Annotated in this window: 26 protein-coding genes and 1 tRNA gene; 8 read left to right on the top strand and 19 right to left on the bottom strand. The window is 66.7% G+C overall.

Annotated features, from left to right (window positions below; genetic code table 11):
* Nucleotides 1-11: 11 nt before the first annotated feature.
* Genes VFV19_08370 through VFV19_08355 form a run of 4 tightly spaced genes read left to right on the top strand, consistent with a single transcriptional unit; the run spans nucleotide 12 to nucleotide 5,326 of the window.
* Nucleotides 12-2,180 (top strand): DUF5916 domain-containing protein, encoded by a 2,169-nt coding sequence (locus VFV19_08370; protein HEX4824316.1) that lies wholly within the window; start codon nucleotides 12-14, stop codon nucleotides 2,178-2,180.
* Nucleotides 2,181-2,216: 36 nt separating this feature from the next.
* Complete coding sequence (locus VFV19_08365; GenBank protein HEX4824315.1) at nucleotides 2,217-3,392, top strand: chromate transporter; 1,176 nt, start codon at nucleotides 2,217-2,219, stop codon at nucleotides 3,390-3,392.
* A gap of 13 nt (nucleotides 3,393-3,405) precedes the next feature.
* On the top strand, nucleotides 3,406-4,401 hold the full coding sequence (locus VFV19_08360) for a YncE family protein (GenBank protein HEX4824314.1): 996 nt from the start codon (nucleotides 3,406-3,408) through the stop codon (nucleotides 4,399-4,401).
* 13 nt (nucleotides 4,402-4,414) lie between these two features.
* Nucleotides 4,415-5,326 (top strand): DUF1259 domain-containing protein, encoded by a 912-nt coding sequence (locus tag VFV19_08355; protein HEX4824313.1) that lies wholly within the window; start codon nucleotides 4,415-4,417, stop codon nucleotides 5,324-5,326.
* 113 nt (nucleotides 5,327-5,439) lie between these two features.
* Here the strand turns inward: VFV19_08355 and creD are convergent, their stop codons facing one another.
* The 4 genes from creD to VFV19_08335 form a co-directional block, all read right to left on the bottom strand.
* Nucleotides 5,440-6,804: a cell envelope integrity protein CreD gene (gene creD / locus VFV19_08350; GenBank protein HEX4824312.1), complete on the bottom strand. Its 1,365-nt coding sequence runs from the start codon at nucleotides 6,802-6,804 to the stop codon at nucleotides 5,440-5,442.
* 95 nt (nucleotides 6,805-6,899) lie between these two features.
* Nucleotides 6,900-8,324, bottom strand: coding sequence for a two-component system sensor histidine kinase CreC (gene creC, locus VFV19_08345; GenBank protein ID HEX4824311.1), 1,425 nt, complete (start codon nucleotides 8,322-8,324; stop codon nucleotides 6,900-6,902).
* Between the two features lies 1 nt (nucleotide 8,325).
* A complete protein-coding gene (gene creB / locus VFV19_08340; GenBank protein ID HEX4824310.1) occupies nucleotides 8,326-9,033 on the bottom strand; it encodes a two-component system response regulator CreB in 708 nt (235 codons plus the stop codon).
* 59 nt (nucleotides 9,034-9,092) lie between these two features.
* Nucleotides 9,093-11,924 carry a protein kinase gene (locus VFV19_08335; protein ID HEX4824309.1) on the bottom strand — a complete coding sequence of 944 codons (2,832 nt, stop codon included), beginning with the start codon at nucleotides 11,922-11,924 and terminating at the stop codon, nucleotides 9,093-9,095.
* A gap of 119 nt (nucleotides 11,925-12,043) precedes the next feature.
* Between VFV19_08335 and VFV19_08330 the strand changes: the two genes are divergently transcribed.
* Nucleotides 12,044-12,129: transfer RNA gene (locus VFV19_08330), tRNA-Leu, on the top strand.
* A gap of 11 nt (nucleotides 12,130-12,140) precedes the next feature.
* On the opposite strand, the gene VFV19_08325 is transcribed toward VFV19_08330, so the two are convergent.
* The 10 genes from VFV19_08325 to VFV19_08280 all read right to left on the bottom strand — a co-directional run bounded on the left by VFV19_08325 (nucleotide 12,141) and on the right by VFV19_08280 (nucleotide 19,103).
* Nucleotides 12,141-13,418: an MFS transporter gene (locus tag VFV19_08325; protein HEX4824308.1), complete on the bottom strand. Its 1,278-nt coding sequence runs from the start codon at nucleotides 13,416-13,418 to the stop codon at nucleotides 12,141-12,143.
* Entirely contained in the window at nucleotides 13,415-14,095 is a 681-nt protein-coding gene (locus VFV19_08320) for a cytochrome c biogenesis protein CcdA (GenBank protein ID HEX4824307.1), read from the bottom strand. Before VFV19_08320 ends, VFV19_08325 begins: the two co-directional genes overlap by 4 nt.
* Nucleotides 14,092-14,496: a hypothetical protein gene (locus VFV19_08315; protein HEX4824306.1), complete on the bottom strand. Its 405-nt coding sequence runs from the start codon at nucleotides 14,494-14,496 to the stop codon at nucleotides 14,092-14,094. Before VFV19_08315 ends, VFV19_08320 begins: the two co-directional genes overlap by 4 nt.
* Complete coding sequence (locus tag VFV19_08310; GenBank protein ID HEX4824305.1) at nucleotides 14,493-15,644, bottom strand: DUF4346 domain-containing protein; 1,152 nt, start codon at nucleotides 15,642-15,644, stop codon at nucleotides 14,493-14,495. Before VFV19_08310 ends, VFV19_08315 begins: the two co-directional genes overlap by 4 nt.
* Nucleotides 15,641-16,036: a metalloregulator ArsR/SmtB family transcription factor gene (locus VFV19_08305; GenBank protein ID HEX4824304.1), complete on the bottom strand. Its 396-nt coding sequence runs from the start codon at nucleotides 16,034-16,036 to the stop codon at nucleotides 15,641-15,643. The genes VFV19_08310 and VFV19_08305 overlap by 4 nt, the downstream gene beginning before the upstream one ends.
* A gap of 98 nt (nucleotides 16,037-16,134) precedes the next feature.
* Nucleotides 16,135-17,133: an MFS transporter gene (locus VFV19_08300; GenBank protein HEX4824303.1), complete on the bottom strand. Its 999-nt coding sequence runs from the start codon at nucleotides 17,131-17,133 to the stop codon at nucleotides 16,135-16,137.
* On the bottom strand, nucleotides 17,133-17,411 hold the full coding sequence (locus VFV19_08295) for an MFS transporter (protein HEX4824302.1): 279 nt from the start codon (nucleotides 17,409-17,411) through the stop codon (nucleotides 17,133-17,135). The genes VFV19_08300 and VFV19_08295 overlap by 1 nt, the downstream gene beginning before the upstream one ends.
* Before the next feature lie 107 nt (nucleotides 17,412-17,518).
* Nucleotides 17,519-17,908: a DUF2780 domain-containing protein gene (locus tag VFV19_08290; GenBank protein ID HEX4824301.1), complete on the bottom strand. Its 390-nt coding sequence runs from the start codon at nucleotides 17,906-17,908 to the stop codon at nucleotides 17,519-17,521.
* Between the two features lie 228 nt (nucleotides 17,909-18,136).
* Nucleotides 18,137-18,400, bottom strand: coding sequence for a cupin domain-containing protein (locus tag VFV19_08285; GenBank protein ID HEX4824300.1), 264 nt, complete (start codon nucleotides 18,398-18,400; stop codon nucleotides 18,137-18,139).
* A 181-nt stretch (nucleotides 18,401-18,581) separates the two neighbouring features.
* Nucleotides 18,582-19,103: a hypothetical protein gene (locus VFV19_08280; GenBank protein ID HEX4824299.1), complete on the bottom strand. Its 522-nt coding sequence runs from the start codon at nucleotides 19,101-19,103 to the stop codon at nucleotides 18,582-18,584.
* Nucleotides 19,104-19,238: 135 nt separating this feature from the next.
* Here VFV19_08280 and VFV19_08275 point away from each other — a divergent pair, with 135 nt between their 5' ends.
* From VFV19_08275 to VFV19_08265, 3 genes are all read left to right on the top strand, one after another.
* Entirely contained in the window at nucleotides 19,239-19,607 is a 369-nt protein-coding gene (locus VFV19_08275) for a PadR family transcriptional regulator (protein HEX4824298.1), read from the top strand.
* Nucleotides 19,608-20,138 carry a DUF1700 domain-containing protein gene (locus VFV19_08270; protein HEX4824297.1) on the top strand — a complete coding sequence of 177 codons (531 nt, stop codon included), beginning with the start codon at nucleotides 19,608-19,610 and terminating at the stop codon, nucleotides 20,136-20,138.
* A 77-nt stretch (nucleotides 20,139-20,215) separates the two neighbouring features.
* On the top strand, nucleotides 20,216-20,611 hold the full coding sequence (locus tag VFV19_08265; protein ID HEX4824296.1) for a hypothetical protein: 396 nt from the start codon (nucleotides 20,216-20,218) through the stop codon (nucleotides 20,609-20,611).
* A 22-nt stretch (nucleotides 20,612-20,633) separates the two neighbouring features.
* Here VFV19_08265 and VFV19_08260 read toward each other — a convergent pair whose 3' ends face one another.
* The 5 genes from VFV19_08260 to bshB1 are packed head-to-tail and all read right to left on the bottom strand — an operon-like array spanning nucleotide 20,634 to nucleotide 26,812.
* Entirely contained in the window at nucleotides 20,634-22,310 is a 1,677-nt protein-coding gene (locus VFV19_08260; protein ID HEX4824295.1) for a sodium:solute symporter, read from the bottom strand.
* Entirely contained in the window at nucleotides 22,307-22,438 is a 132-nt protein-coding gene (locus VFV19_08255) for a hypothetical protein (protein ID HEX4824294.1), read from the bottom strand. The genes VFV19_08260 and VFV19_08255 overlap by 4 nt, the downstream gene beginning before the upstream one ends.
* Nucleotides 22,435-24,882: a PIG-L family deacetylase gene (locus tag VFV19_08250; protein HEX4824293.1), complete on the bottom strand. Its 2,448-nt coding sequence runs from the start codon at nucleotides 24,880-24,882 to the stop codon at nucleotides 22,435-22,437. The genes VFV19_08255 and VFV19_08250 overlap by 4 nt, the downstream gene beginning before the upstream one ends.
* Nucleotides 24,879-26,048, bottom strand: a complete 1,170-nt coding sequence (gene bshA, locus VFV19_08245) for an N-acetyl-alpha-D-glucosaminyl L-malate synthase BshA (protein HEX4824292.1) — start codon at nucleotides 26,046-26,048, stop codon at nucleotides 24,879-24,881. The genes VFV19_08250 and bshA overlap by 4 nt, the downstream gene beginning before the upstream one ends.
* Nucleotides 26,045-26,812, bottom strand: a complete 768-nt coding sequence (bshB1, locus tag VFV19_08240; protein ID HEX4824291.1) for a bacillithiol biosynthesis deacetylase BshB1 — start codon at nucleotides 26,810-26,812, stop codon at nucleotides 26,045-26,047. Before bshB1 ends, bshA begins: the two co-directional genes overlap by 4 nt.
* Nucleotides 26,813-26,817: the final 5 nt, after the last annotated feature.

Raw genomic sequence — 26,817 nt, 5'->3', positions numbered from 1 at the left:
GTCGCGTCGCGATGTGCTGCGGAGCCGCGGCGATCGGCCTCGCGGCGTCGAGCCTCGCGGCCGATACCCCGTCGCTCCGGGCGCCGTCGCCGGCGGGCCGGATCCGTGTCGACGGCGTTCTCGACGATCCCGCGTGGGCCGATGCCGCGGTCATCGCCGACTTGAACCAGCAAGATCCCCATCCCGGCGAGGCGACGCCGTTCCACACCGAGGTACGCGTCCTCGCCGATGCGGACAACGTCTACTTCGCGTTTCGGTGCGTCGATCCGGAGCCCGACAAGATCGCGGTGCACACCCTTCAGCGCGACGGCAACCTGGATAGCGACGACCATGTCACCGTGGTCCTGGACACCTTTCTCGACGGCCGCACGGGCTTCTATTTCTCGATCAACGCGGCCGGCGCGAAGCTCGACGGCCTGATCTTCGGGCCGGACAACGCCGGGAGCGATTGGGACGGGATCTGGGAGGGGAGAGCCCGGCGCAACTCCGAGGGGTGGACCGCGGAGATCGCGTTGCCGGCCAAGACGCTCCACTTTGCACCGAACGCCCACGAGTGGGGGCTCAACGTCGAGCGCGTGGTGCCGCGGCACCGCCTCCACCTTCGCTGGACGGCGACGACGCTCGACGCGGCCCTGATCGACGTCAGGCGATGCGGGCGTCTCGCGGGGGTCGACGCGCTCCGCCAGGGCCTGGGCTTGTCCTTCGTCCCGTACGCCCTCGCACGTTACGAGTGGGAACGCGCGGACGAGAACGGCTCGCTCAAGCCCGCGATCGGGGGCGACCTCTACGACAACTTCACGCCGAGCCTCACCGGGGTGCTCACGGTCAACACGGACTTCGCCGAGACGGAGGTCGACGCCGAGCAGATCAACCTGACCCGCTTTCCGCTGTTCTTCCCCGAGAAGCGCGCGTTCTTCCTCGAAGGCTCGTCGAACTTCGATTTCGGCGTCGGGTTGGGGACCGACTTCGTACCGTTCTTCTCCCGGAGCGTCGGCCTGCTCGACGGCCGGCGCGTCCCGATCCTCGCCGGCGTCAAGCTCTTCGGGCGCGCGGGGCGCTGGGGGATCGGGGTCCTCGACACCTTCACCGACGACCTGCCTCCGGAGAGCGGGTTCGCGGGCGCGATGCGAACGAACCTCGGCGCGGCGCGCGTCACGTTCGATGCCAGCGAGCACCTGCGCCTCGGGACCATCGTCACCGACGGCGATCCGAGCGGGGCGACGGAGAACCGCCTGTTCGGGGCGGATCTCGTCTGGCAGACCTCGAAGCTCTTCGGCGACAAGAATTTCACGGCGGGGAGCTGGTGGACGCGAAGCGGGGGAGACCTCGGCCCCGGCGACCCCCAGGGCTACGGCGTGATGCTCGACTATCCCAACGACCTGTGGGACATGAACGTCGACTATCGCCATTTCGGCGACGCCCTGGATCCGAAGCTCGGCTTCCTCCCGCGTCGCAACGTGGACTGGTACTCCGGCTACATGGCATACCAGCCGCGGCCCGGGCCGGGCGCGTTCGGTTGGGCGAGGCAGTTCTTCTTCGAGGTCGAGCCCAAGATGATCGTGAACCTCCAGGGCGTCACGGAGACGTGGCGCGTGTTCGTCGCCCCGTTCAACGTGGTGACGCAGCATGGCGACCACTTCGAGGCGGACTGGATCCCGACGTTCGAGCAGCTTCTCGATCCGTTCGAGGTCGCTCCCGGGGTCGTCATCCCCCCGGGCGGCTATCACTTCACGCAGGTCCGGGTGCAGGCGGAATCGTCCGAGCACCGGCCGCTCGCCGTCTCGGCGACGAGCTATTTCGGCGGCTTTTTCACGGGCCGCCTGATCCAGACGATCCTTTCCGGAAGCGCGACGACGCGGTCCGGCCGGCACCGTGTCGAGCTCGTCACGGAGAACGACTACGGCTACCTGCCCCAGGGGGACTTCATCGAGCGCCTCCATCAGCTCCGGTGGACGTACTCGCAAACTCCCGATCTCACGTTCTCGCTCTTCACCCAGTACGAGACGACGTCGCGCATCCTGGGCTGGAATGCGCGCTTCCGCTGGACACTCACGCCCGGCGACGACTTCTTCGTCGTTTGGACGCGCAACTGGCTTCGGACGGAACCGGACGAGCCGTTGCGCTTTCAGCGCGACAGCGATTCCGTGGTGGTCAAGCTGAGGTGGACGTTCAGGAAGTAGGTTGCGCGCGGCAGCGAACTGCTGCAGCCTGCAACCATGGTCACCGCGTCGCGTGTTCGGCCGCCGTACTCCCTCGCCCAGCTCGTCGCGTACGCGCTGAAGCTCGGCTCGCTCGGATTCGGAGGCCCCGTCGCGCTCGTCGGGTACATGCACCGGGATCTGGTCGAGGGGCGAGCCTGGTTCACCGAAGCGGACTATCGCGAGGGGTTGACCTTGGCACAGCTCATGCCGGGACCCCTCGCGGCACAGCTCGCGATCTACCTCGGCTTCGTTCACTACCGCGTGCTCGGAGCGACTCTCGTCGGGGTCGCCTTCGTCGTGCCGTCGTTCGTGATGGTGGTCGCGCTCGGCTGGGCCTACCGGCTCTATCAGGGGCTCGACTGGATGCAGGCGGCGTTTTACGGCGTCGGCGCCGCGGTCATCGGCATCATCGCTGGGAGCGCGTTCAAGCTCACCCGCAAGACGCTCGGCCCGTCGCCGCTCCTCTGGGGCATCTATCTCGTCGTCGCCGGCGTCACCGTCGTGACTCAGACCGAGCACGTCGCGCTCTTCGTCGCCGCAGGCATCATCGTCTGGCTCGTGCGGACGCAGCCGTGGCGGCGCCCGATACCATCGCGCCTCGCATCGCTCACCGTGCCGATGACCGCACTCGCGCCTGCCGCGGCGACCGTCGGGTCGGGAGGACTGATCCAGCTCCTCCTGTTCTTCGCCAAGGCGGGAGCGTTCGTGTTCGGAAGCGGTCTCGCCATCATTCCGTTCCTCTACGGCGGGGTGGTGCACGAGCACCACTGGCTGACCGATCGGCAGTTCCTGGATGCCGTGGCGGTCGCGATGATCACGCCCGGGCCGGTGGTGATCACGGTCTCGTTCATCGGCTTCCTCGTCGCTGGCTTTCCGGGGGCGGCCGTCGCTGCGGTCGGCACATTCATGCCCTGTTACTTGTTCACGATCGTGCCGGCACCCTATTTCAAGAAGCACGGGAAACGGCCCGGCATCCTCGCCATCGTCGACGGGGTGACGGCTGCGGCGATCGGCGCCATCACCGGTGCGGTCATCGTGCTCGGGAGGCGATCGGTCGTCGACGTCCCGACGGCCGCGATCTGCGTCGCGACGTTCGGCATCCTCTGGTACACGAAGCGAATGCCGGAGCCGATTCTCGTGTTGATCGCAGGGATCATCGGATTCTTCGTCTTTCCGCACGTCGGCCGCTAGGAGGAGGGTGATCATGACGAGACGACGCAGCGCGGTGCTTGCGCTCGGGCTCGCGTCGGCGACGTGGGCGGGTGCGGCGGGATCGTCCCCCGCGCTGACGACGGTCGCGGACGTGCCGCTGCCGGGCGGGACGACCCGCTTCGACTATCAGAGCTTCGATCCGAACACGAAGACGCTCTACGTCTCCCACATGGGCGACGGCGAGCTGGTCGTCTTCAATACGGAGACGCGGACCGTCACCGCGCACCTTCCCGGATTCTCGACCGTGACCGGCGTCTTGGCGGTGCCCGACCTCCATCGCGTGTTCGCGAGCGTCGCCGGCCATCACGAGGTCGCCATCGTGGACACCGAGTCGTTGAAGGTGATCGCCCGGGTTCCGGCAGGGAAGTTCCCGGACGGCCTCGCCTACAGCCCCGAGACGGGCAAGGTCTTCGTGTCCGACGAGCGGGGCGGCCAAGAAACGGTGATCGACGCCAAGACGAACGTTCGTTTGAACGCCATCGACATGGGCGGCGAGGTGGGCAACACGCAATACGACGCCGGGGCGCACAGGATCCTCGCCAACGTTCAAACGCGGAATCAGGTCGTCGTCATCGATCCCGAAACGGAGAAGATCGTCGGGCGGCACGCGCTCGCGGGCGGCGAGTCGCCGCACGGCCTCCTGATCGTCGCCCCGAAGCGGCTCGCCTTCGCCGCCTGCGAAGGGGACTCGAAGCTTCTCGTCGTGGACCTCGAGACATTCGAGGTGAAGCAGATCCTGACGACGGGAGACGGTCCCGACGTCCTGGCATTCGATCCCGGTCTCGAGCGTCTCTACGTCGCCACGGAGTCGGACATCGTCTCCGTGTTCCAGCTCGAGGGCCGAGCGCTTCGCAAGATCGAGGACCTGCGCGTGGCGCAGAGCGCGCACTCGATCTCCGTGAACCCGGAGAGCCACGAGGTGTACCTGCCTCTCAAGAACGTGAACGGCCACCCGGTGCTTCGCATCATGAAGCCCTCGGCGCCGTGAGGAGGATGGCGACATGAACAAGATGATGACGACGCTCGCGGCGCTGGCCGTGATCGTGACGGGTGCCGATCAGGCCGCGGAACAGAAAAAGATCGCTGCTCGGCCGCCCGCGCTCGATACCGCACGGATCGAGCAGCTCACCGGAGCGAAGGGCAAGCTGGACGAATCCGAAGGCGTGTTCAAAGTCTCCGTTCCGCGATCGGATCTCTCGATCACGACGAACGGCGTCCGGATGACGCCGCCGATGGGACTCACTTGCTGGGCGGCGTTCAAGCGTGTCGGAGATCACGTCGCCGTCATGGGCGACCAAGTCCTCCTCGAGCCACAGGTCAACCCGGTCATGGACGTGGCGCTCGAGAACGGGCTCGAGGTCACCGCGCTCCACAACCACTTCTTCGGCGACGCGCCGAAGGTGATGTTCATGCACATCGGCGGGATGGGAGACGAGGAGAAGCTCGCCACGGCCATCGGCAAGGTGTTCGCGAAGATCAAGGATGCGAGCGCCGCGTCGGGCGAGCCGGCGCCGGTCTCGATCGATCCGGCCAAGTCCACCCTGGATCCCGCGAAGATCGATTCGGTCCTCGGACGCAAGGGCGATCTGTCCGGCGGCGTCTACAAGGTCACGATCGGACGGACGACGAAGATGGGCGGCCACGAAATGGGCAACGCCATGGGCGTGAACACTTGGGCGGCCTTCGCAGGAAGCGACGACCAAGCGGTCGTCGACGGCGACTTCGCCATGCTCGAGCCCGAAGTCCAGGGTGTGCTCAAAGCGCTAAGGCACGCCGGGATCCAGATCGTCGCCATCCACAACCACATGATCGGCGAGACGCCCCGTGTCGTCTTCCTGCACTTCTGGGGAACGGGCACGACGAGCGCGCTCGCCGCGGGGCTCAAGTCGGCGCTCGACACGCAAGGAAGATGAGTCACGCACTCGACGCGTCTGCATCGCCGCAGTGGCGCTTCAGGATGTCTGCGATCGTGGCCTCGGAGCCAGGAGCGATCACCGCCGCCGGTCTCTTGGGCTAGCTGGGCGAGTCACGCCTCGGAAGAGCCGGTTTCCGGCACACCGGAATCCGTGGGGTCGACCGCGACGCGGTACCAATCGATCCGGCGGGTCACCACCATGATGGCCGCGAGGATGCCGAACAGCAGCGCCGCTCCGAGCAGGAGCGCCATGTCCTCCGAGCGCAGGAGGACGTAGAGCGCGGCGTAGAGGGTCGTCAACAGCCCCGTGAAGCCGGTCGCGCGCTTGACGCTGCGGAGCACGTAGCTGACGTAGAACCCCAAGAGGGCGATGCAGGCAGCGCTTGCGAGAAGGTAGGCGAGAGCAAAGGGGAGGTGCTCGGTGAGCGCAAGCAACAGCAGGAAGAACATCGCCAGCCCCATCCCCACGAGGCCGTACTGCACCGGGTGGATCGCAAGGCCCTTCAGCAGCTCGAAGAGCTGGAACACCAGGAACGTGAGGACCACGAAGAGGAATCCGTACTTCGCGGCGCGCTCTGTCTGAAGGTAAACGTTCACCGGCTCGATGAACTGGACACCAAACGTGTTCGCCTGGACGCCGCTCTTGCCGCCGAGCTGGGTACGCAGTGCCGACTCGACGTTCGATGCGAGGTGCGTCGTGCGCCACGTGGCGTCGAAGCCTTGCCCGGAGACGGCACGTGTCTCGGGGAGGAATTGGCCGTCAAAGCTCGGGTGCGGCCAGTCCGACTTCATCTGGACAGCGGTGTCCTTGCCGACCGGTACGTAGGCGAGCGTCTGGGTTCCCTGCAGCGCGAGATCGATCGCGAACGTCGCGGTTTTCCCGGGCGTGCAGTTTCCGATCGCGGCGTGCACGCCGTTGTCTATCGTGGATCCTCCTGTGCCGCCCTTCCAATCAAGCGCGGCGCCGTTCCAGCTCACCGTGGGTTTGCCACGGATCCCACGGGTATCGCTGATACCGAGGATGAGGAAGGGGTCCGAGAAAGCGTAAGTGGCGTTTGGGTTCTCCGCGACGCCGAACCTCTCCGGCAGGGCAAACGATCCGTTGATCGTATGGTGCGCGTTGTAGAGAAGCGCCGAGTAGATGCCGCGGTGCCGCATCTCGGTGCTCACGCGGACGTCGGCCGTCAGCGTCTCGGGCAGGAAATACAGCCGACCCTCATCCTCCGTCGTGTTGGTGGACTTCGCCCCGCTCTTGGGGTCCGTCACCTCGATCGCGAGAGTACGCCGGTAGGGGACGATCAGGATCGGCCCGATCAGAGTTTGCGTGCCGACCCCCGCTCGCTGGACGTCCTCGAGCACGCCGGCGCTCAGAGCCTGCCGATCGTGCACCATGCTGACGATGGCCGAGAGAGGCACGATGACGGCCATGGCGAGGATTCCGGTGACGATGGCTTTGACGAGTAGAGTTCGACGCATGGGCTCTCCTTCCGGTAGTCGCAACCAATGTGCGACCCGTCCGAGAAGCCCCCGTGAAGGGTCCGTGAATCCTTCATGAAAACGGCGAAAACGCGCTAATCGGCAGGAAGAATCAGGATGGCTGCGACGCCGCCCTCCGTCGCGTTCTCCACCGTCAGCTCGCCCCCGTGCAACAGCGCGACTTCCTTTGCGAAAGCAAGCCCCAAGCCCGTGCTCTTCTTCTGGGTCCCGGGGCGGGGCAGTGAGTAGAAGCGTTCGAACAGCCTGCCGGCCGCGAATTCGGGAATGTGGCTTCCGGTGTTGTGCAGCCGAAGGCGGACGCGGCCGTTCGAGACGTCGCCGCTCCACGTGATCGTTCCGCCCGGCGGCGAGAACTGGATGGCGTTGTCCATGAGGTTGTTGAGCGCCTGCCGGAGAAGAAACGGATCTCCCATGACGGCCAGTCCCGGCGGAAGCCGGTCCACGAACGCCAGTTCCCCGGCGGAAAGGAGCGCAGCGTTGGCCACGCGAAGCTCGCTCGTGAGATCCGCGACGGCAACTTTCACGCGGGTCTCGAGAGATTGACGCTGCTCGACACGTGCGAGGTCGAGGAGGCGGTCGAGGATCTGACGCAGACGCTGACACTCCGTCTGGATGTTTTGCAGGAAACGCGCCCGCTCGGAGGCGGGCATCTCGCCCTCGAGCAGCTCGGCCGCGCCGTAGATGGCAGCGAGCGGGCTCTTCAGCTCGTGCATGAAGGCGTGGATGTATTCTTCGACGTAGGTCTTGCCGTCGAGCTTCTCGCGCAGCTCGGTCACCGCACGGCCGATCTGCTGCAGCTCACCCCGCAGGCGGGGCTCGACGATGCGCTTTCCCGCCGTCAGGTCGCCCGCGTAACGCACCACTTCCTGGACCGAGCGAGACATCCAGATCGAAAACGCGATCCCGACACCCAGCGAGAGCAGCGCGAGGACCACACCGGCGCGCAGTAGATGGCTCCGCCCGGCCGCGATGAAGGGCTCGACGCTCCGATTGGCCTTCGCGATCGTGACGACGCCGACGATCTTCTCGCCGTCCCGGATCGGCGCGGCCACGTACATGACCGAGCTTCTCTCGTCGCTGGGATCCTCGCGCGTCGAGCGCGCGCCGTACCGTCCACGCAGGGTCAGATACACGTCGTTCCAGCGCGAGTAGTCGGCGCCCTCCGCCTTACCATCGGAGTCGTAGAGCACGATCCCGCGGGCGTCGGTCACGTAGATCCGGTAGCTGGTGCCGGCCTTGGTAAAGCCGCCGATCCGCGCGTTGATCGAGCGCCGCACGGACGCGTCCATGGATTCCTTGAAGCGACCCGTCGCGACGGTTCCGTCACGAACCTCGGCGGCCAGAAGCTCCGCAAGCAGGTTCGCCGTATCGACGAGCGTCTCTTCCGTGGTCTGGCGCACGCCGGGCTTGATCTCGTTGACGAACACCTTCACGAGAAAGAAGACGGCAAGCCCGACGATGAGGATGTAGCCGAGAAAGACTCGGACGCCGATCGGCATCCTACGGCTTCCCGCGGCTGAGGCTGTAACCGAACCCGCGGTGGGTCGCGATCGGGTCCTCGTCGGGAGCGACGGCCCGGAGTTTCTGGCGCAGCGACTTGACGTGTGCGTCCACGGTGCGCTCCATGCTGGTCTGGGACGAGCCCCAGACCTGCTCCATCAGCTGCGCGCGCGAGTAGACCCGCTCGGGGTTCTCGACGAGGTGCTTGAGCAGGAGGTATTCGTATCGCGTCAACGTCAGACCGGTCCCGTGGTACGCGATCTGGGCCAGGTCCTCGTCCACCTCGAACGCCCTGGCGGGCACCCTCGGCTCGTCGGTCTCCACCGGGTCCGGCCGTGCTCGTCTCAGGATCGACTTCACACGCGCGACCAGCTCGCGCGGAGAGAAAGGCTTCGTGACGTAGTCGTCTGCGCCGATCTCCAAACCCACCACTCGGTCGATCTCGTCGGCTCGCGCAGTCAAGAAGAGGATCGGCACATCCGAGTTCGAGCGGATCTCCTTACAGCGCTCGAAGCCACTGCCGTCCGGGAGGCCGACATCGAGGATCACGAGGTCGATGCGCTCTTCGGCAAGGAAGGCGACGCCGTCCTTGCCTAATGAGCGCCAAGTGACCCCGAAGCCTTCGCTCCTCAGGGCGAAGACCACGTTGTCCGCTATCGACGGCTCATCCTCGATCACCAGTATGTTGCGGCCGGTGACGTCGCCCACGCGGTTAAGCTACCACCGGCGGCCCGAGCCCTGATCTCATCGCGACCGGAAGCCTCACCTCACCTCGACGGCGCCTTCGCCTCGACCTGCTCGAACCAATTGAGGATCTCGACGACACGGTCGCCGGCGAACTGCGGCGCCGCGCGTCGTACCGCGAGGAAGCGCTCTCCCTCGATCCCGGACGCATTCAGCTCTGTCAGGTCGACGGGAAGCTTCACGAGATCCTTTGGTGGATCGGCCGTGATCGCGGTTGCCGTCGTGGACATGCGGACCGACACGAGCCAGCTCTCCCCGCCGGAATCGCGGCGGTAGATCAATTCGTCCCCCCGAGGAGACCATCGAGCGTTTCGTCCGCCGCCGCGCGAGACCTGCCATTTCCTCTCGCCGGTCGGAAAGGGTCGGACGTACACCTCCGAGACGCCCGACACCACCGTTTCGTAGGCGATCCATCGACCATCGGGGGAGACCGATGGGTAACGCGGCGTGACCTCACCGAAATCGGTGATCCGTCGCCGCAGAGGCTCGCCTTCGATCCGTGTGACGTAGAGGCCGTCCTCGGTGCGATGGACGATCCCGACCCCGCCGGCGGTCGGGAAGATCCATGCTCCCGCGCCGTCGAGGTCATCAACTCCCACACGACGCGCCGTCCCGGACCCGTCCGCGGGGGTCTCGTAGAGGCGCATGGTTCCGCCGCCTTCCGCGTCGGAGGCGACGAGGAGCCGGCGCCCGTCCGGATACCAGCCGCGGAGCTGGCAGTTTCCCACGGTCTTGGCACGCACCGAGGAGCCACGAGTCAAGTCGAAGACGACGACCGTATCGGTCGCTCCGAACACCGTCGCCGCCACGCGCGTCCCGTCGGGGGAGAGGAACGGAGCGTAATAGTGCTCGAGCGGAGCTCCGACGGGCGTGACGTTCCCCCGCCGGTCGAGCCAGACCAGCTCATCGCGCTGGATGTCCGGTCCTCCGGGGACGAAGACGAGCGCCCCCGCCTCGGAGGCGACGGCGAATTGTGCGGCTCCGCTCCCCGGCTGGGTCATGACGCCGGCGAGCACCGTCACCGGCGTCCCTCGGACCTCCCCGGAGCGCAGATCGAAGGGCACGGCGAGAATCGCTCCGTCCCGCGCGTAGACGATGTGCCCGGTGGGCAAATACCTGGCGAAGGACCCGCCGCGGATCAGCGTCTTCCAGGACTTCGTGTCCAGATCGAGGAGGGCGATCTCCCCCTGGTCGAAGGACGTGATCCCTTCCTTCTTGATGGTGAAGAGGAGGTGCCGTCCGTCGGGCAGGGCAGAGGGCCAGCGATGGGACACCTCTCCTTTCGAGGCGTCAGGCACGGTAAGTGTCTGAACCGTGCCCCCCTGTTCGCTCACGATCATCAGGCCGGCCTTCGCCGCCGGTGAGAACACGATTCCCTTCTCCGTCCACGCGGCGCCCTTCGTCGCTCCCACGCTCACGGGCTCGGCGACGCGGGTCGGCGCCCCTCCGGCGAGCGAAACCTTGTAGACACCTCGCAGGCTCGAAAACCCCATCCACGCTCCGTCTGGCGAGAAGAACGGGTCAAAGGGGTCGGGGCTGTCCACACACCGGATCGCATGGACGTCGTCGGCACGGCGAAGGCAGATCGACCACGCGGCCCCCTCGGTCTGGGTCGCCTTTCCGAAGTAAGCGATCGTCATGCCGTCGGCCGAGACCGCCACGCTCGAGTGATCCAGCGCCGGATGAGCGGGGATGGCCGGATCGGTCACGTCGACCTTCAGAGGGAGCGCGGACGCCCCGCGCGGTCGAGCGCCCTGTCCCGCGCCTGGAAGCCGAAAGAACGTGCGCATGGTGACCGCCATGACCGCGATCCCGACCGCGAGACCGGCGATGCCCCAGAGAAGTTGTCCGCGTGAGCGCCACGACGCGGGCCTCGCGGCGGCCACGGCCCCGGAGGAGCTCCATTCGCGAGCAACGCGAGCCCGCTCGAGCTCGATCCGCACGTCGCCGCTATCGCGGATGCGGTGTCGCGGGTCCTTCTCCAGGCACCGCTCGACGAGCTCGCGGACACGCGCAGGGGTTCGGGCGGGGAGAGCCTCCCAGCTCGGGTCCCGCTCGAGGATCTTCGCGAGAATGTCCGTCGCCGTCTCTCCGTCGAACGCGCGGCGGCCGGTGAGGCACTCGTACAGCACGCACCCGAGCGACCAGATGTCGGTGCGACGATCGACCGGTCGGCCGCGCGCCTGCTCCGGGCTCATGTAGGGCACGGTACCGATCACGGCTCCCGGTGTGGTGTGCTGCATCTGCTGCACGCTCATCGTCGGGGAGTGATCGATGTCCAGGGCCGGCGGCTCGGCATCGAGGGCTTTCGCCAGTCCGAAGTCGAGGATCTTTACCTTTCCGTCCGGAAGGAGCATGACGTTCGAGGGCTTGAGATCCCTGTGCACCACACCTCTCTCGTGGGCCGCCTCCAGACCCTCCGCGATCTGCGCCACGACGGAGATGGTCTCGTCGATCGGCATCGGACCCGACTGCAGGCGATCCGCGAGCGAGCGACCCTCGACGAGCTCCATGACGAGAAAGTGCTTTCCCTCGATCTCCTCGAACCCATAGATCGACGCGATGTTCGGGTGGTTGAAAGACGCGGCCAGGCGGGCCTCGCGACGGAACCTCGCGATGCGCTCCGGGTCGCCTGCGAGCGTTTCAGGCAGCACCTTGATCGCGACGCTTCGGCCGAGACGGTCGTCGTGCGCCCGATAGACCTCTCCCATGCCGCCGCTGCCCAGACGCGAAACGATCCGGTAGGGCCCGATCTGTTCGTATCCCGGCCCATGGGAATCGGGACCGGTCGCCGAGAGACATCTGGAACACGGGCCGTCGAGCGGCCGCTCGGAACCGCACTTCGCGCAGCGCACCACGCCCCCCACACGGGATGTATACCGCAGGGATCGCGCTCGCAGGAATGAGAAGTTTGAGCGATGCAACGATCGACGAACGGCCTAACTCATCGGGTCGAGATAGACTCCGGCCACACGCCGGAGTGGCGGAATGGCAGACGCAGGGGACTTAAAATCCCCTTCCCGCAAGGGAGTGCTGGTTCGAGCCCAGCCTCCGGCACCAGCGCGACGGTGTCAACTATCGCCAACACCGCGCCGTCCCGCGGCAACGACAGTGGCTCCCGCAACCTGGAGCCCTGCGGCGGCGAGGAACCCGACGGCGGGTGACGAAGGGAAGGTTGCCCAGAGGATGCCGACCATCGCGCTCGAGATCATGTCTCCGACGCCGTTGACGGCGGCCAACAGTCCGAGTCCCGTCCCTCGCGTGTGATGAGGGAGTAAATCGACGGCGTACGCTTTCTCGGCGACCTCCTCACACGCTATCGCGAGCCCGGAAGCGACGAAGAGGATCGCCAGGTTGGCCGGAGTCGGCGACGCAAGACCAAAACCGGCCGTGGTCGCTGCGGCGATGATGTAACCGGAAACGATCACCGTCCTGTGGCCGACGCGGTCTCCGAGCACCCCGAGCGGAAATGCCGCGAGAGCACTCACCGCGTTGTGTAGCGCGTAGAAGCTGATTGCCAGTGCCGCGCCCTCGATCGAGAAGAGTGCGCCCGAGACGTGCTGCGTCGCGTAGAGGATCAGCAGCGTGCGCGAGAAGTCCCCACAGCCGAAGAGCAAGATTCCGCCGAGATACCGCCTGAACGGGGCGCCGGTTCCTGCGAGGCTCTCGCGGATCCCCAAGGCCGACCCAGTCGCCGGCCGTCGTTGCTCCACCACGAGGAAGGCGATCGCTAGGAACGCCAGGAGCCCCGGAAGCAGCGAACCAATCACGATCTCTTGCGGTCTAAACCCAACGCTGAGCAGACCGAGAGCGAGCAGCGGGCCGACGACGGCGCCAAGCGCATCGCCGGCGCGCTCCATGCCGAAAGCCCTGCCTCTCGCCTCGGGTCGCACGGCCTGCGCCATCAGGAAGTCGCGCGGTGCCGACCGGCTGCCACGTCCGATCCATGCCGACACGCGGCACACGAGTACCTGCCAGGCCGACGTGCAGAGTCCGATCGCGGCCATGCCGAGGGCCGTCACGAGGTAGCCCACCGAAGTCAGTGGCTTGCGGCGGACAACCCTGTCGGTCATGACGCCGCCCCAGAGCTTGGCGATCGACGAGATCCCGTCCGCAACGCCTTCCACAATGCCGAGCGCCGCCGGACCCGCGCCGATCGAGAGCAGGACGGTGGGAAGGACCGCTGTCCCGAGCTCGTGGGATACGTCCGAGAATAAGCTGGCCAACGTGATCCCGACAGTCGTGCGGTTGAGCCAGCCCGCCGTCCGGGGCGAACGATCTTCAGCCACAACCGGGGTGCGTGATTCCGTTTGAGTCAACGTCGAGATCCTGTGTTCCGGCGCCGTCACGCAGCCCAGATCAAGTACATCTCGAGCGCGAGCAGGCATGTTCCCGTTATCCGATCGATCGTCGTACGCCAGCCGCGTTGCGCCAGCTTGCCCGCTGCGACCGAGGTCAACGCCCCCATCGGTAGGATTGGAAGGCCGGCGCCGAGCCCGTAGAGGAAGAGAAGGCCGGCACCGAATGTGATGCTGCCACGCACCGCGGCGAATGACATGAGCGCCGCAAGCATCGGCGTGCCGCAAGGAATGAACACGACCGACAGGAGCAGCCCGCTGACGAACGCCCCTCCCCAGCGCGACGAATCCGGCGCGCGAACCGTCGTCACGACGGCCGGGAGAGAAAGCCAGCCGAGGAAATGAAGGCCAAGCACCAGAGGGATCACCGCGAGCGCGTACGACGCCCACGGCCCAGCGCCGACAAGCGCGCGACCTGCGAGCGCGGCGATCACGCCCAAGATCGATGTCGCAACCGCGATCCCCAAGACAAACGCAACGGACGTGCGGATGGCGAGAATCGGTCGAGTCTCCCTCGTCACGCAGCATGTCGCCGCGGCGGCGGGATACAACGCGACGCAACATGGCGAGACGCTCGATGCCAGCCCGGCTGCAAGTGACAGAGGCAGCGCGGCGAACGTGCCTCCTGCGACAGCCGCGCGTAGCGCGTCGTCGAGTGCTCCGATCACGGTCGTCCCGCAAGAGCGCGATCGAGATCTTGGTGAATCGCGTCGACCGTGTCGGCGTCCTCGCCCTCGTGGCGGGCGCGCACCGTTCCGTCGGTCCCGATGAACAGTACCGTCGGCGAGACCTTCACCCCGTAGCGCTTCTCAAGTCCTAGATCGGCGCCCGGAGCGACCTCGCGCGTTGATACACCCTTGGCGGCGGCGGCGCGGACGGCGCGAATGATTTCGCCGCAGCCGCAGGATTCCTCGGCCTCAGCCGGGTCAGCGATCAGCACGACTACCGGCGCGGCGGTGGACGTCGAACTCGACCCGGGGTTCGGAAGGGGAGCGCGCGTTCCCTTGTAGGCGATCAGCCCGAGAGCGAGTGCGCCAACCCCCGCGACCGCGGGCCAATTCGTCTTCAAGGACGGTCCTCGGCGCACGACCCTGCGCAGCCGCATGATCCTTCGGCCACTGGCGGTGCGGGCGCGCGCCCAGCGGCCTTGTCCTGCACGTACCGCGCACCGTCCCGCAGTGCCCTTTCCGCTCGCGCAAGCTCCTGCCCGAGATAGGCAGCGTGGTCGAGCCGAGTCACAAGTCCACGTTCGATCAGTGCGGCCATCACGCGCGCGGGGGTAGCACCATCTACGATCAGGTCGAGAACACCCTGGTTCGTGTAGTGCTCGGCGACCAGCGCTTGCGTGCGCGCGTCACCGTGGATGACAACGTAACCCGCGGGGTCGAGCACGAGCCGATCCGGCTCGCTCGCCGCGACGATCGGTACTGCCGTCGACAGATCGAGAGGTTCAGAGGGACCTGGGTCCCGTTCCGCGCAGCGCGCGACCGCGTTCTCGATCGACGCAACATCAGACTCGCCAATCAGGTCGACGATCTCGATTCGTCGCCGGAAGGCATCGACCAGCGAAGGTTCTAAGTTCTTGAGCACAGGCCGACGTCCTGGCGCGTCGATGATGCGGCAACGGTCGTCGATCCCATTGCGATGGAGTGCCGCAAGCGAGCGACCCGGAAGGTGTCCGATCGACCCCTCGGTGTCTGCACCACAAACGACGAGAAATCGGATGTTCGGGTTCGCCAACACGTTGTGGACGAGCCGTTCGATGCCCAGGTTCTCCGTACGCATCGTCCCGGTAATCGCCAAACCCACCGGGGAACCCTCGATGAGCGCGTCGGTGAGCTCGGGGGAATTGAGCGTGCAGACGGCAACGGGAGCCATGAAAGCCTGCGTGCGGTAGTCGCCTGGGAACGGCGGCCACCCAACCCGGGGACGAGCCTCGTCGGTCGGGCAGATCGAAAGGCCGTCGGCGAACCCCGGATACGCGTCGGCCATTGCGTTCGTCGCAATCGCGGGAAAGCAGGTCGCACACCCCAGGCAATCGTACGCTCGGGGTTGAAAGGCAGCGCGGGAAGTAGCGAGAACCGATCCCAGATCGCCTGCCGCAGGCGAAGTTGCAATCGACGCGACGGTATCGTGCAGGCATCCGCATTTCCAGCACTTCGGCGTCGCCAAAGCGATTCCGATCTGTTCGCGGACGATCGTCAGCGCGTCGCTCATCCTGGGACCCCCGCGAGAGCAACCGCGAGGAGCTTCCTTGCCGTGATGTCCTGCAGCGAGTAGTAGGCCATCTTGCCATCGTTTCGGTACTTGAGGATGCCGAGGTCGCGCAGCTTGCGAAGATGGTGCGAGGCGGCGGAGATGCTGTTTCCCGTGACGTGGGCGACGTCGCAGACGCACAATTCCCCACCGTCCGCGAGGGCATGCACGATCTTGAGCCGGACGCCATCCGCGAGGGCAGCGAACAGCGTCTCAACGGTCCGCAGCCGTTCCGGACCCGGCGTCTCGGAGCGCTTGCGTGCTACCAGCCGGGCGTTGAAACAGGGGATGTCGCAGCGCGCGGCGGGCGTGTGGATCCGCAGGGATTCCGTCGTTCGTTTATTCGCACGCATATTTGAATGATACGGTGGGTCGTGAGCGGCAGCCACTACGGAGTGCGAAGTCGAGCCCAGCCTCCGGCACCGACGGTTCAGAAATCCCCCGCGGGTGGTTATTCGTCGAGCCGCCGCGTGTTGGTCTCGCTCATTGGCCACATGATCGCGAGGCCGACAGCTCCGTAGAACAGGATGAAGTACGCCGGCAGCATGAGATTGCCCGTGGTGTCGATCAGCCACGACGCGATGAACGGAGCGATGCCACCAGAGAGCGCCAGCGTCAGGCTGTACGCAAAGCTCATCGACGTCACGCGCGTGCGCAGCGGAAAGATCTCGACCACCATGGCGCCCTGCAAGCCAAGGGCCATGCCGATCGGCATCGCGACAAGGATCTGGCCGAGGATGAACGACCGGGTCGTGCCGTACATCATCATGTGCAACGCGGGAAACATCATCGCCATCTCGACGAGCGTGATCGCGATCATCAGTCGCCTCCGGCCGGTCTTGTCGGAGAGCCATCCGCCGAGCGGTTTCGCAAGGAGCACGACGAGCAGCGTCAGCGTATTGGCCAGCAGGAAGTCCGCAGCCGTCGAATCGCTCGCCAGGCTCTTCCGCCGCTCCACCGCAAACGTGAAAGTCACGTAGTAGGCGGCGTTGGTCATGGCGACGATTCCGAAGCACTGGATGATCGGCTTGATGTCAGACGCGAGCGACGACCACAAGGGCGGACGCGCGGCGGCGGCCTTGAGGCCCTCCTCGGTTTCATGAATCCCGCGTCGCAGGAAGTAGCCCGCCACAAGGAACACGACGCTCCCGATGAGGGGAATGCGCCAGCCGATGGTCGTCACCTGATCCGGCGTCAGCGTGGCGTTTACGAGCCACGCCGCGCCCGATCCCAGGATGAAGCCGATCGTCGTGCCGGCCGCCGTAGAGCTGCTCACGAGGCCGCGCTTCAAAGGCGACGACCCTTCCGTGGTGTAGACCATCGAGCCGGTGAATTCGCCTCCGAGCGAGAAGCCTTGAATCAAGCGAATCAGCAGCAAGAGGAGCGGCGCGGCCAGACCGATCTGGTCGTACGTCGGCAACATGCCGAGCATCAGCGTCGCCCCCCCCATCAGAGCAATCGAGAGACTGAGGACGCTTTGCGGCCTATGCGATCGCCGATGCGGCCGAGGACCAGCCCGCCGACCGGACGCGCGAAGAACCCGATCGCGAAGGTGCCGTACGTCAAGAGATGCTGCAGCGTCGGGCTGGAGCTTGGAAAGAACTGATGACCTATGTCGCTGGCAAAGTAGCCGAAGACCGCGAAGTCGAACCATTCCAGCACGTTGCCGATCAGTCCGGCGAGCGCCGTGCGTAGAGCGGATTGCTGGCGAACGAGACTATCGGCCATCGGTCCTCCCGACGGAACGAGGGATCGGGCCGGCAAGGGCTCCCGCAAGGGAGTGCAGGTTCGAGCCCAGCCTCCGGCACCACAGCTGGGTAGTTCAGACTAGAGAGCTAGCCGACGACGCTCGCCATCAGCTTCTTGACCTCGTCCCCCCCGACGTTGCTGATCATCTGGGTGACCGTTGTGAGGAAATCGCCCGACTTCTCCTTCGGAATCCCGGCCTTAGCGAGCGCAGCGTTGAGCCCGTCCTTGTTCTCGAGGGGCTTGTCGAGCAGGCCCATCTTCTTGGCCTTGGCGACGTACTTGTCCGCGCCGGGCACGGCGGCGGCGATCTTGTCGAAGTCGTTCGAGGTGAGCTTCTCCTTCGCGAGGCCGAGGATCGCACCGATGCCACCCTTGGACTGGTCGCTCGTCAATCCGAACTGCTTGGCGACGACCGAGCCGAGGTCCTTTCCGAGAGCCGAGTTCATCATGTCGGTTGCGCCGTTGGCGAAGGTCATGGACCTTGATGCTGCGAGGGCGACGAAACACAAAACGACCACCATTTTCTTCATATGCTCTCCTGACCGTTATGCGGTTGGCCGGATCTTACGACAGCCCGCGACGATCCGTACATGCGCCCCGACGACCGCCTCTTCCCACGCCGGACACCGCGGCAGCCCCGTTAACGGATCAGCGCCGGCCAGTTCACGATCACGTTGAACGGAAGGAAATCGCCGATTCGACTCTTAGCGGGGCGGGCGTTCCTCGGTGAGGATCTCGATACGATCCGGCAGGTTCGGCACCATGCACAGGAACTCGAACGGTCCCTCGATCACCTCGTAGTTGTGCGGGACCCCGGCCGGGATGAGGAGCACGTCGTCCGGCTTGACTTCGTAAACGCGGTCTCCGACCCGGACCCGCGCGCGTCCTCGTAGTACGAACTGCTCGTGCTCGACGGCATTGCGGTGAAGCGGCATCCCTCCGCCGGTCTCCATCCGGAAGCGGCGCATCGCGAAATTAGGCGCACCGTCATCCGGCCCGATCAAGACCTGCGAGCGCGCATCCGTGCCCACCTTGATTTCTTGCCATCCGAGGTCAGCCGCGTTCTTTCGAGTCCCTTCCGCCATCGCGATTCCTCCACGAAGGAACCTTAGCGGCGCACGGCCTCGAGCGCAATCGGCTGGGTTCGCCTCAATGATTGGCGGCGGCCTTCGTCTGTTCCGCTCCGGCCTTGGCCACGCTCTTGGTCTTCGCCGCGCCGGAGTGCGCCGTCGCGCCCGTCGCGGAGCCGCCGGCCTTCGCGGTCTGCTTCGTCTCCGCCGCGCCCGCTTTCGAGACCGCTTTGGTCTTCGCCGCGCCGGCGTGCCACTCCGACGCCGCCTTGTCCGGGCCTCCGGTGAAGAAGCCGGCGGTCGCATGGCCGAAGGTCTTCACGCCTTCCACCGTGGCGTGGCCCGCGAGCTCGAGGGCCGCACCGGCGGTCTTGCCGCCGGTCTCGACCGCCTTGACTGCGGTCTTCCCTCCGGTCTTGGCTCCCTCGGCCGCCGTCTTACCGCCCGTCTTCGCGGCCTCGGCCGTCGTGTTCGCGGCGGTGTGTGCGCCCTTGTCGACCTTGTTCTCTGTCGGCTTCGAGGATGTGTCGTCCGCGAGAAGCGGCGAGGAGATCCCCACGGCGAGAAACGCCAAACTGGTAGCCAGAACTTTGAAGCGCATCACGTGGCTCCTTCCCTTCGAATTGTCGGTCGGGTGCGCGGGCCGGGCAAGTACGGTGCTCGATGCGACTTCGTTCCACCAGAATTTCCACGAAATCTCTTGACGTATTATGTATCGCATTACATACTATCGTGCATGGCGACAAGAGCGACGAGTTCCCACATCGATAGGTGGGAGGTTCAGCTCCGCAAGGGATGCCTGGAGCTGGCCATACTCGGAATCCTCTGGCCCGAGAGGCTCTACGGCCTCGAGATTCTCCGGCGCTTGGAGAGCGACTCCGACATGGCCCTCTCGGCGGGAACGGTCTATCCGCTGCTCGCGCGCCTCAAGGCGGAAGAGCTTCTCGAGTCGGAATGGGTTGAAGCCGATGCCGGCCACCCGCGCAAGTACTACCGGCTGACGACGGCCGGACGCAGGCGCGCCGTCGAGATGGCCCGGATGTGGACGGCCTTCGCGTCCAGCCTGGGAGACCTGCTGTCTCCTCTATTGAAGGAGAAGCGCTAGATGACGGCTCACATCGACGGCTTCATAGCGCGGCTGCGGGCGGCGCTCCGCGGCCTGCCCGAGTCCGAGATCGAGGACATCCTCCGGGAGATCCGTAGTCACATCACGGAGCTCTCCGAAGCGGAAGGCTCCGACGTCGCGGAGGCGATCCGCTCGCTTGGCGACCCCGTCGACCTGGCGATGACCTACCGGGCCGAGAACGCCATGCTTCAAGCGGAATGCAGCGGGTCTCCCCTGGTGATCCTGCAGGGGTTGAGGCACGCGAGCCGAACACGCGTTGGTCGATCGACCGCCACCCTGCTCTACGTGATCGGGTACGCCACCGTCATCTCGGTCTGGCGTGAAGCCGTCCACGAGCTCTTCGTTTCCGCCGGCGTGGGCGCCGCGCCTTCGGCGTCAAGGGAGATTCGCGGATGGTGGCTCGTTCCGGTCCTCGTCATCGCGGGCTTGGCGATCAAGTACGCCGTCGATCGCATCGCCAAGTGGTGGCTTCGCCGCGTTCGACGCTCCATGCCATCGAGTGCGCCGTGAATAACCGGCGGTTCCAGACTTGCTTCATTCCCTTCACCGGCCGAGGCAACGGCCGATCAATCCATGGGAGGTACAGAGTGAGAAGACTACGAAACGTTCGCGCCGCGTTCGCCCTCTTGACGTCTCTCGTCGCCATGCTCGGGCCTGCCGTGGGCGCGGCGCCGACCGGTTCCGAGCTGATCGGTGACTGGCAAGGGGCGATCGACACCGGCAACGGATTGCTGCACGTCGTCTTTCATCTGACGCAGGACAAGGACGGCAAGCTGACGGGAACGATGGACAGCCCCGATCAGAAAGCCACGGGAATTACGATCAGCTCCATCTCCATCACGGAGCAAGACGTGCAGTTGACGATCGATCTGTGCGGATGCAAGTACGACGGCAAGCTCGACAAGGACAAGCATCAGATCGTGGGGGTCTGGAAGCAGGGACCCGCCTCGCTGCCGCTGATCCTGAACCGCGCCGGAAAGTAGCGTCGACGATCGGGCGCGCCTTCTATGGGGCGGTGGGCCGTATCGACTCGATCGCCGACGAAAGCACGACGACGATCCCGCAGCCGATGACGTTGTACCAGAGGAAGCCGATGTCCGACGTGAAGAACAGCACGAGGACGGTGACCTGCGCCACGACGGCCGCGATGAGAACCGGGGTCGCCGAGACACGCTTGACGAAGAACGCCACGGCGAACAGGCCGAGCATCGTTCCGTAAAAGATCGATCCGAGGATGTTGACGGCCTGGATCAGATTGTCGATGAGGCCGGCGACGTTCGCGAAGCTGATCGCGATCACTCCCCAAGCGGCCGTGAACAGCTTCGACGCCACGAGATCCTGATGCGGCGTCGAGGCTCGCGGCCGTAGCCGCTTGAAGAAATCGCTCGTCGTCGTCGAGCCGAGGGCCGAGAGCTCGCTCGACGTCGCGCTCATCGAGGCGCACAGGATCGCGGCGAGCAGCAGGCCGACGAGGCCCGAGGGAACGTAGCGGAGGACGAAGCTCAGGAAGACGTAGTCGGTGTCTTTCGTGTCGGTCTCGGGTGACGCGCGCTTGATGAGCGCCTTGGCCTCGGCGCGAATGTCCGCGGCGCGAGCGGCGGCAGACTGAAGCTCGGTCCGCGCGGCGTCGCGGTCCTGACCTCCGGCGGAGGCGAACGCCGTCGCTGCCGCGCGCTGTGCCTCGAATGCGTCGTCGTAGCGGTGCTCGAGCGCGGCGAGCTCGGGGCCGTGAGGCCCGGCCGCCACCTTCGCCAGCACGGGGGCGTTGAAGAAGACCGGCGGGCGCACGAAGAGGTAGAAGACGAAGACCATGACGCCGATGAAGAGGATGACGAACTGCATCGGCACCTTGAAGAGGCCGTTGAAGAGCAGGCCGAGGCGGCTCTCGGTGACCGATCGGCCCGAGAGGTAGCGCCCCACCTGCGACTGATCGGTGCCGAAGTAGGCCATCGCCAGGAAGAAGCCACCGGTGATGCCGGACCAGAACGTGTAGCGCGTGTTGGGGTCGACGTGGAAGTCGACGACGTTCATGTGCCCGAGCACCCCGGCCAGACGCACGGCGCCGAGGGTCGTCACGCCGGCGGGCAGCTTGGAGAGGATCAGCCCGAGCGCGACCGCGAGGCCGCCCATCATGACGACCATCTGGTGCTTCTGGGTCTCGCTCACCATCGCCGTGCCGCCGACCACGGTGTAGACGATGACGACGGCGCCGAGCGCCAGGATCGTCATCTGGAGCGGCCACCCGAGGATCGTGCTCAGGATGATCGCCGGCGCGTAGATCGTGATGCCGGCCGCGAGCCCGCGCTGCAGCAGGAAGAGCAGGGCACCGAGATAGCGCACGCGCACGTCGAAGCGGCTCTCGAGATACTCGTACGCCGTCACGACCTTGAGCTTGTGGTAGATCGGCACGAACACCGCCGCGATCACGATCATCGCGAGCGGCAGGCCGAAGTAGAACTGCACGAACCGCATGCCGTCCTGGAAGCCCTGGCCGGGGGTCGACAGGAAGGTGATGGCGCTGGCCTGCGTGGCCATGATCGAGAGGCCGATGGTCGGCCAGCGCAGGCTGTAGTCGCCGCGGAAGTACGAGGCCATGTCGCGGGCGCCGCGCGTCTTCCACGCGCCGTAGGAGACGACGAGCGCGATCGTGCCGACGAGGACCGCCCAGTCGAGGCCGCTCATGACGCCCAGCGGGTGAGCGCGTAGAACAGGCCGATCAGGACGAAGAGCACGGCCGCGACGAGCAGGTACACGTTCCGCCACGACCCGAGGACGGGCGGCTTCTCCTCCTGCCCGTCGCCGGAGGTCACGGCGCGGTGCCGATCAGGTTGAGGAAGAGCCGGTACGCGCCGGGCACTCCCGCCGGAAGCTGGCGGAAGAAGGCGAGGCCGGTGAAGACGTAGCGCCCCTTGCCGTACTTGGCGAACAGCAGGCTTCCCTCGAGCGGCTTCTCGTCGGGATCGGCGGCGGAGAAGATCGGCGTGTACTTGGGATCCCAGGTGTCCGCGAAGTAGAGGCCGCGCTCTTGCACCCACCCGTCGAAGTCCGACGGCCCGATCTTGTTCGGCCGGGTCAACAGCTCATGGTCGGCGACGAGCGGCGTCATCGTCGCGCGCTCGTCGGTGACGCGGCCGCGGCCGATCGTCAGCGGGTAGGGGCCGACGCGTCCGTCGAGCGGCCCCAGGCGGCTCTGCGTGTTGTATTGCACGACGACGGTACCGCCGTCCTCGACGTACTTCATCAGCCGGTCTTGCTGGGCCCGCAGGCCGGCGCGCGTGTTGAACGCGCGGATGCCGACGACGATCGCGTGGAAGCGAGAGAGATCGGCGCTACGGAGCGCTTCGTCGTCGAGGAGCTCGACGCGCATCCCGAGATGGGCGAGGTCGTCGGCCACGCTGTCGCCGGATCCCTCGATGTAGCCGATGACGCCGCCGGGCACCTCGGCGGCGAGAGGAGCGACGCGCACACGCGCCGGCTGCAGCACGTCCTGAACAGGGATGTGCGGGTAGTCGATGACGTCTTCGCGGACGGCCGGACCCGAGCCGTCGAGCACGGGCGCGAGCACGGTCGAGGCGGCGCCGGCCGGAGGCGTCACCGCGAAGCGCGCGGTCTTCTCGTCGCCGGCCTTCGCCAGCTCGACGGGAACCGAGGCCGGATCGACCTTCCAGCCCGCGGGAACGGGGAGGCTCACGCTGGCCTTCACATTGTCCTGCGCCGCGCGGACCCTCAGGGCCACGGGGGCCGGCTTCCCGTTGAGCGACATCGACGCCGCTCGAACCGGGGTCACCGTCGCCGGCGGCGCGATCAACACTTCGCGCAGACGCTCGCCCCGCGTCGGGTCGGTCCACGCGTACACCACAGGAAGCCGGAGATCGAACGTCCCCGCCTTCGCGGAGAAGCTCGCTACGACCTGGAGCGGGGCAGGGTCGCGAGGCAACCCCAGGGGACTGTCCCGTAGTGCGGCACTGTCCCCTCTGAGCCAATACGGAATCGAGAGGGGAGTCGTCTCCGCAACACGGGTGTCGTGCTCGACGCGCTTCTCGTCGTTCGCGACGAGGGTCGCGTTGACATCCTGGGACGACCCGTCGGGAAACTTCACACTCGTCAGCGTGAGTCCCGCCGGACGCTGCAGGACGATCTCCACGGAGATCTTCGTGCTCGCGCCGGGAACGACGAGCGGGATCGGCGCGGTCGCGCGCGCGAAGAGCCCGGCGGCGGCGGCGATCGACGCGTCGAGCGCGGGCATCGCATCGCGCACGCGCGGCTCGTCCGGAAGGGCGGCAAGCGCCGCGCGAGCCGCGAGCAGAGCCGGCACCGCGCGCTCGGGCTCGTCGCGCGCGAGGTTGGTTCGGGCCTCGTCGAGCGCGCGTCCCACCTTGTCGCCCTTCGACCCGTATCGATCCCAGCCAAGCGGCACACCGTCGAGGATGTCCTTCGTCGCCGGCTTGCCCGCGAGAGGAACGAACCGCTCGGTCGTGGCGCCGCGGTCGGCCGAGACGCCGAACCCCTGGCTGCGGTGCTGGCTGCGGGAGAGCGCCGCCAGCTCGCCGATCGAGAGTCCGAGACGGGCGTCGTAGGCGGTGACGTCGAGGCTCATCGCGTCCTTCGGAGGCGGCTCGTCGTTCCAGTTGGGATAGTTGTGGACGAGACGCGTGGCCTGCCACGGCTTGACGCCGTCCTTGAGCTGCTCCGGAAACTTGGCCGGATCGGCGGCGGCGGCGAACGCTTCGCGCGCGAGGATCGCCGAGGCGGTGTGATGCCCGTGGTTCGGCGGCTTCTCGTCGAACCGCGTGATGATGACGTCCGGCTGATACGTGCGGATCACCCACACCACATCGGCCAAGGCCTGATCGTGGCCCCAGATCTCGAGCGTCTCCTTGGCGGACTTCGAGTACCCGAAGTCCCTCATGCGCGTGAAGCGCTGCTGGGCACCGTCGATGCGCCGCGCCGCGAGGAGCTCCTCGGTCCGGATGACGTCGAGGAGGTCCGCCAGCTCGGAGCCGATGAGGTTCTGGCCGCCGCCTCCGCGCGTCATCGACAGATAGGCCGCGGTGACGTGCCGCACGTTCGCGAGATAGGCAAGCAGACGCGTGTTCTCGTCGTCGGGGTGGGCCCCGACGTAGAGGACGCGCGCGGTCACGCCGAGGCGATCCATGGCGTGCGCGAGATGTCCTGCGTCCATCGGAACCTCCTGGGCCGCGGCCGGAGCGGCCAGGATCGCGGCTACTGAAACGAGACGAAGCACACGGCTCACACGGCCTCCGACGGCGTGCGTTCGAGCACGCGACGATAGTGGGTGTCGTAACGATCGATCGCGGCGTCGCGGCGGAAACGCTCTTCTGCGCGCGCCCGCGCGGCGCGTCCGAGCGTGGCGCGCAGGTCCGGGCTCGAGATCACTTCGAGAGTGCGGGCCGCCATCGCGCCCGGGTCGTAGGGCTCGATGAGCCGGCCCACCTCGTCGGTGACCACCTCGGGAATGCCCCCGACGCGGTACGCGAGGACCGGCACGCCGCAGCTGAGCGCCTCGAGCGCCGCGACGCCGAAGCTCTCGTTCTCGCTGGGGAAGAGGAACGCGTCGGCGTGCTGCAGATGGCTCACGAACTCCGGCCGGGCTCCGAGCAGCACGAGACTGCGCGTCACGCCGAGCGCCTCCGCGCGCTCGAGGAGGCTCGCTCGGTCGGGCCCGTCGCCGACCACGACCAGCCGTGCCCGGACGTTGCGGCGCACGCGGGCCAGAACCTCCGCGAGGTCGGTCACGCGCTTGACGGGGCGGAAGCTCGAGACGTGGAACAGCACCGGCGCGCCCCTGTCGGCGGGATCGAAGAGCGAGTCGAAGTGTGCGCGATCGCGCCTCACCGCGGGGACGAAGCGAGCGGTGTCGACGAAGTTCGGGATGACCTCGATCGGGAGCCCGGCCGGGAGATCCAGGCGCGCGTAGGCCTCGGCTTTCAGGTATTCGGACGGCACGGTGACGCCGTTCGATCGGCTCACCGCGAATCGCGTCGTCGGTAGATAGTGCGGGTCGCTCCCGATCTGCGTGACGTCGCTGCCGTGCAACGTGGTCACGATACGCGGTGCGGCCGGTCCGAGAATCTGGTGGGCGAGATACGCGCTCGCCGCATGCGGGATGGCGTAGTGCACGTGGACGACGTCGAGCCCGTGGTCGTTCGCCACTTGCACGAGGCGAGAGGCCAGCGCCAAGCCGTAAGGCGGGTAGACGAGCGCCGGATGCTGCGGCACGGACACTTCGTACACGTGGAGCCGTTCGGAACGCGGAAGGTTCCGGCGAAGAGGAGAGCTGACGACGACGTGAACCGTGTGCCCGCGCTCGGCGAGGCCGGTCGCCAGCTCGGTCGCCACGGTGCCGCTTCCTCCGAGGCTCGAGAAGCAGACGATGCCGATGGAGAGTGGCCGGCTCAACGGGCGGGCTCGAAGGCGTGGGCCGCGGGGAACGCGTGCGTCCGGAAGAAGGCGAGCGGGTCGGCGACGCCGAGCGTTTGCGGGCTCCGCAACGCCTCGCCGTAGCGCACGCCGATCTCGCTCCCGCGGTAGCGATCGCGGGCTTCGACGGCGGCGATCGCGAGCGGCGCGCTGATCAGAGTGGCCGGTCCGCCTTCTTGGCGCATGACTTGGCTCTGGTGGCACGCGATCGCCTGCGCCTTCTTGTCCCAGACGCTCGACGTATCGACGATGAAGGTCGGGAGCATGCGGTGGCGCAACTCGTAGTGCAGCACCTGCCGCGGCGTGAAGGGCGCTCCTCCGGCTCCATCGTCGAAGCGAGGCAGCGCGGCGAAGAACACCGCGCGGGTGATCAGCAGGGAGGCTGCGACGTGGTCGGGGTGGCGCTCTTCGTTCCATGGAACGAGAACGAGCTCCGGCCGGTGCTTCCGGAGCGCCGCGACCACCGGCCGCAGATGCGGTGAGCTCGCCGAGCCATCGATGAACCCGTCGGGCAGCCCAAGATTGTTCCGCCAGGCGGCTCCCAAGACCTTCGCCCCGGCCTCGGCCTCCTTCGCGCGCTGCTCCGGCGTGCCCTGGCTCGAAAGCTCCCCGCGCGTCAGATCGACGATGCCCGTTCGATAGCCCAGGGAAGCGAGCGTGATCACGACGCCGCCGCAAAAGATCTCGACGTCGTCCGGGTGAGGGCCGAAGGCGAGGACGTCGATGCCGTAAGGGGAGCTCATCGCGG

This window comes from Candidatus Polarisedimenticolaceae bacterium, from assembly GCA_036275915.1.
Taxonomy (GTDB): domain Bacteria; phylum Acidobacteriota; class Polarisedimenticolia; order Polarisedimenticolales; family DASRJG01; genus DASRJG01.
The sequence above is the reverse complement of the archived record's forward strand: the minus strand, read 5'-3'. Positions and strand labels throughout refer to the sequence as shown.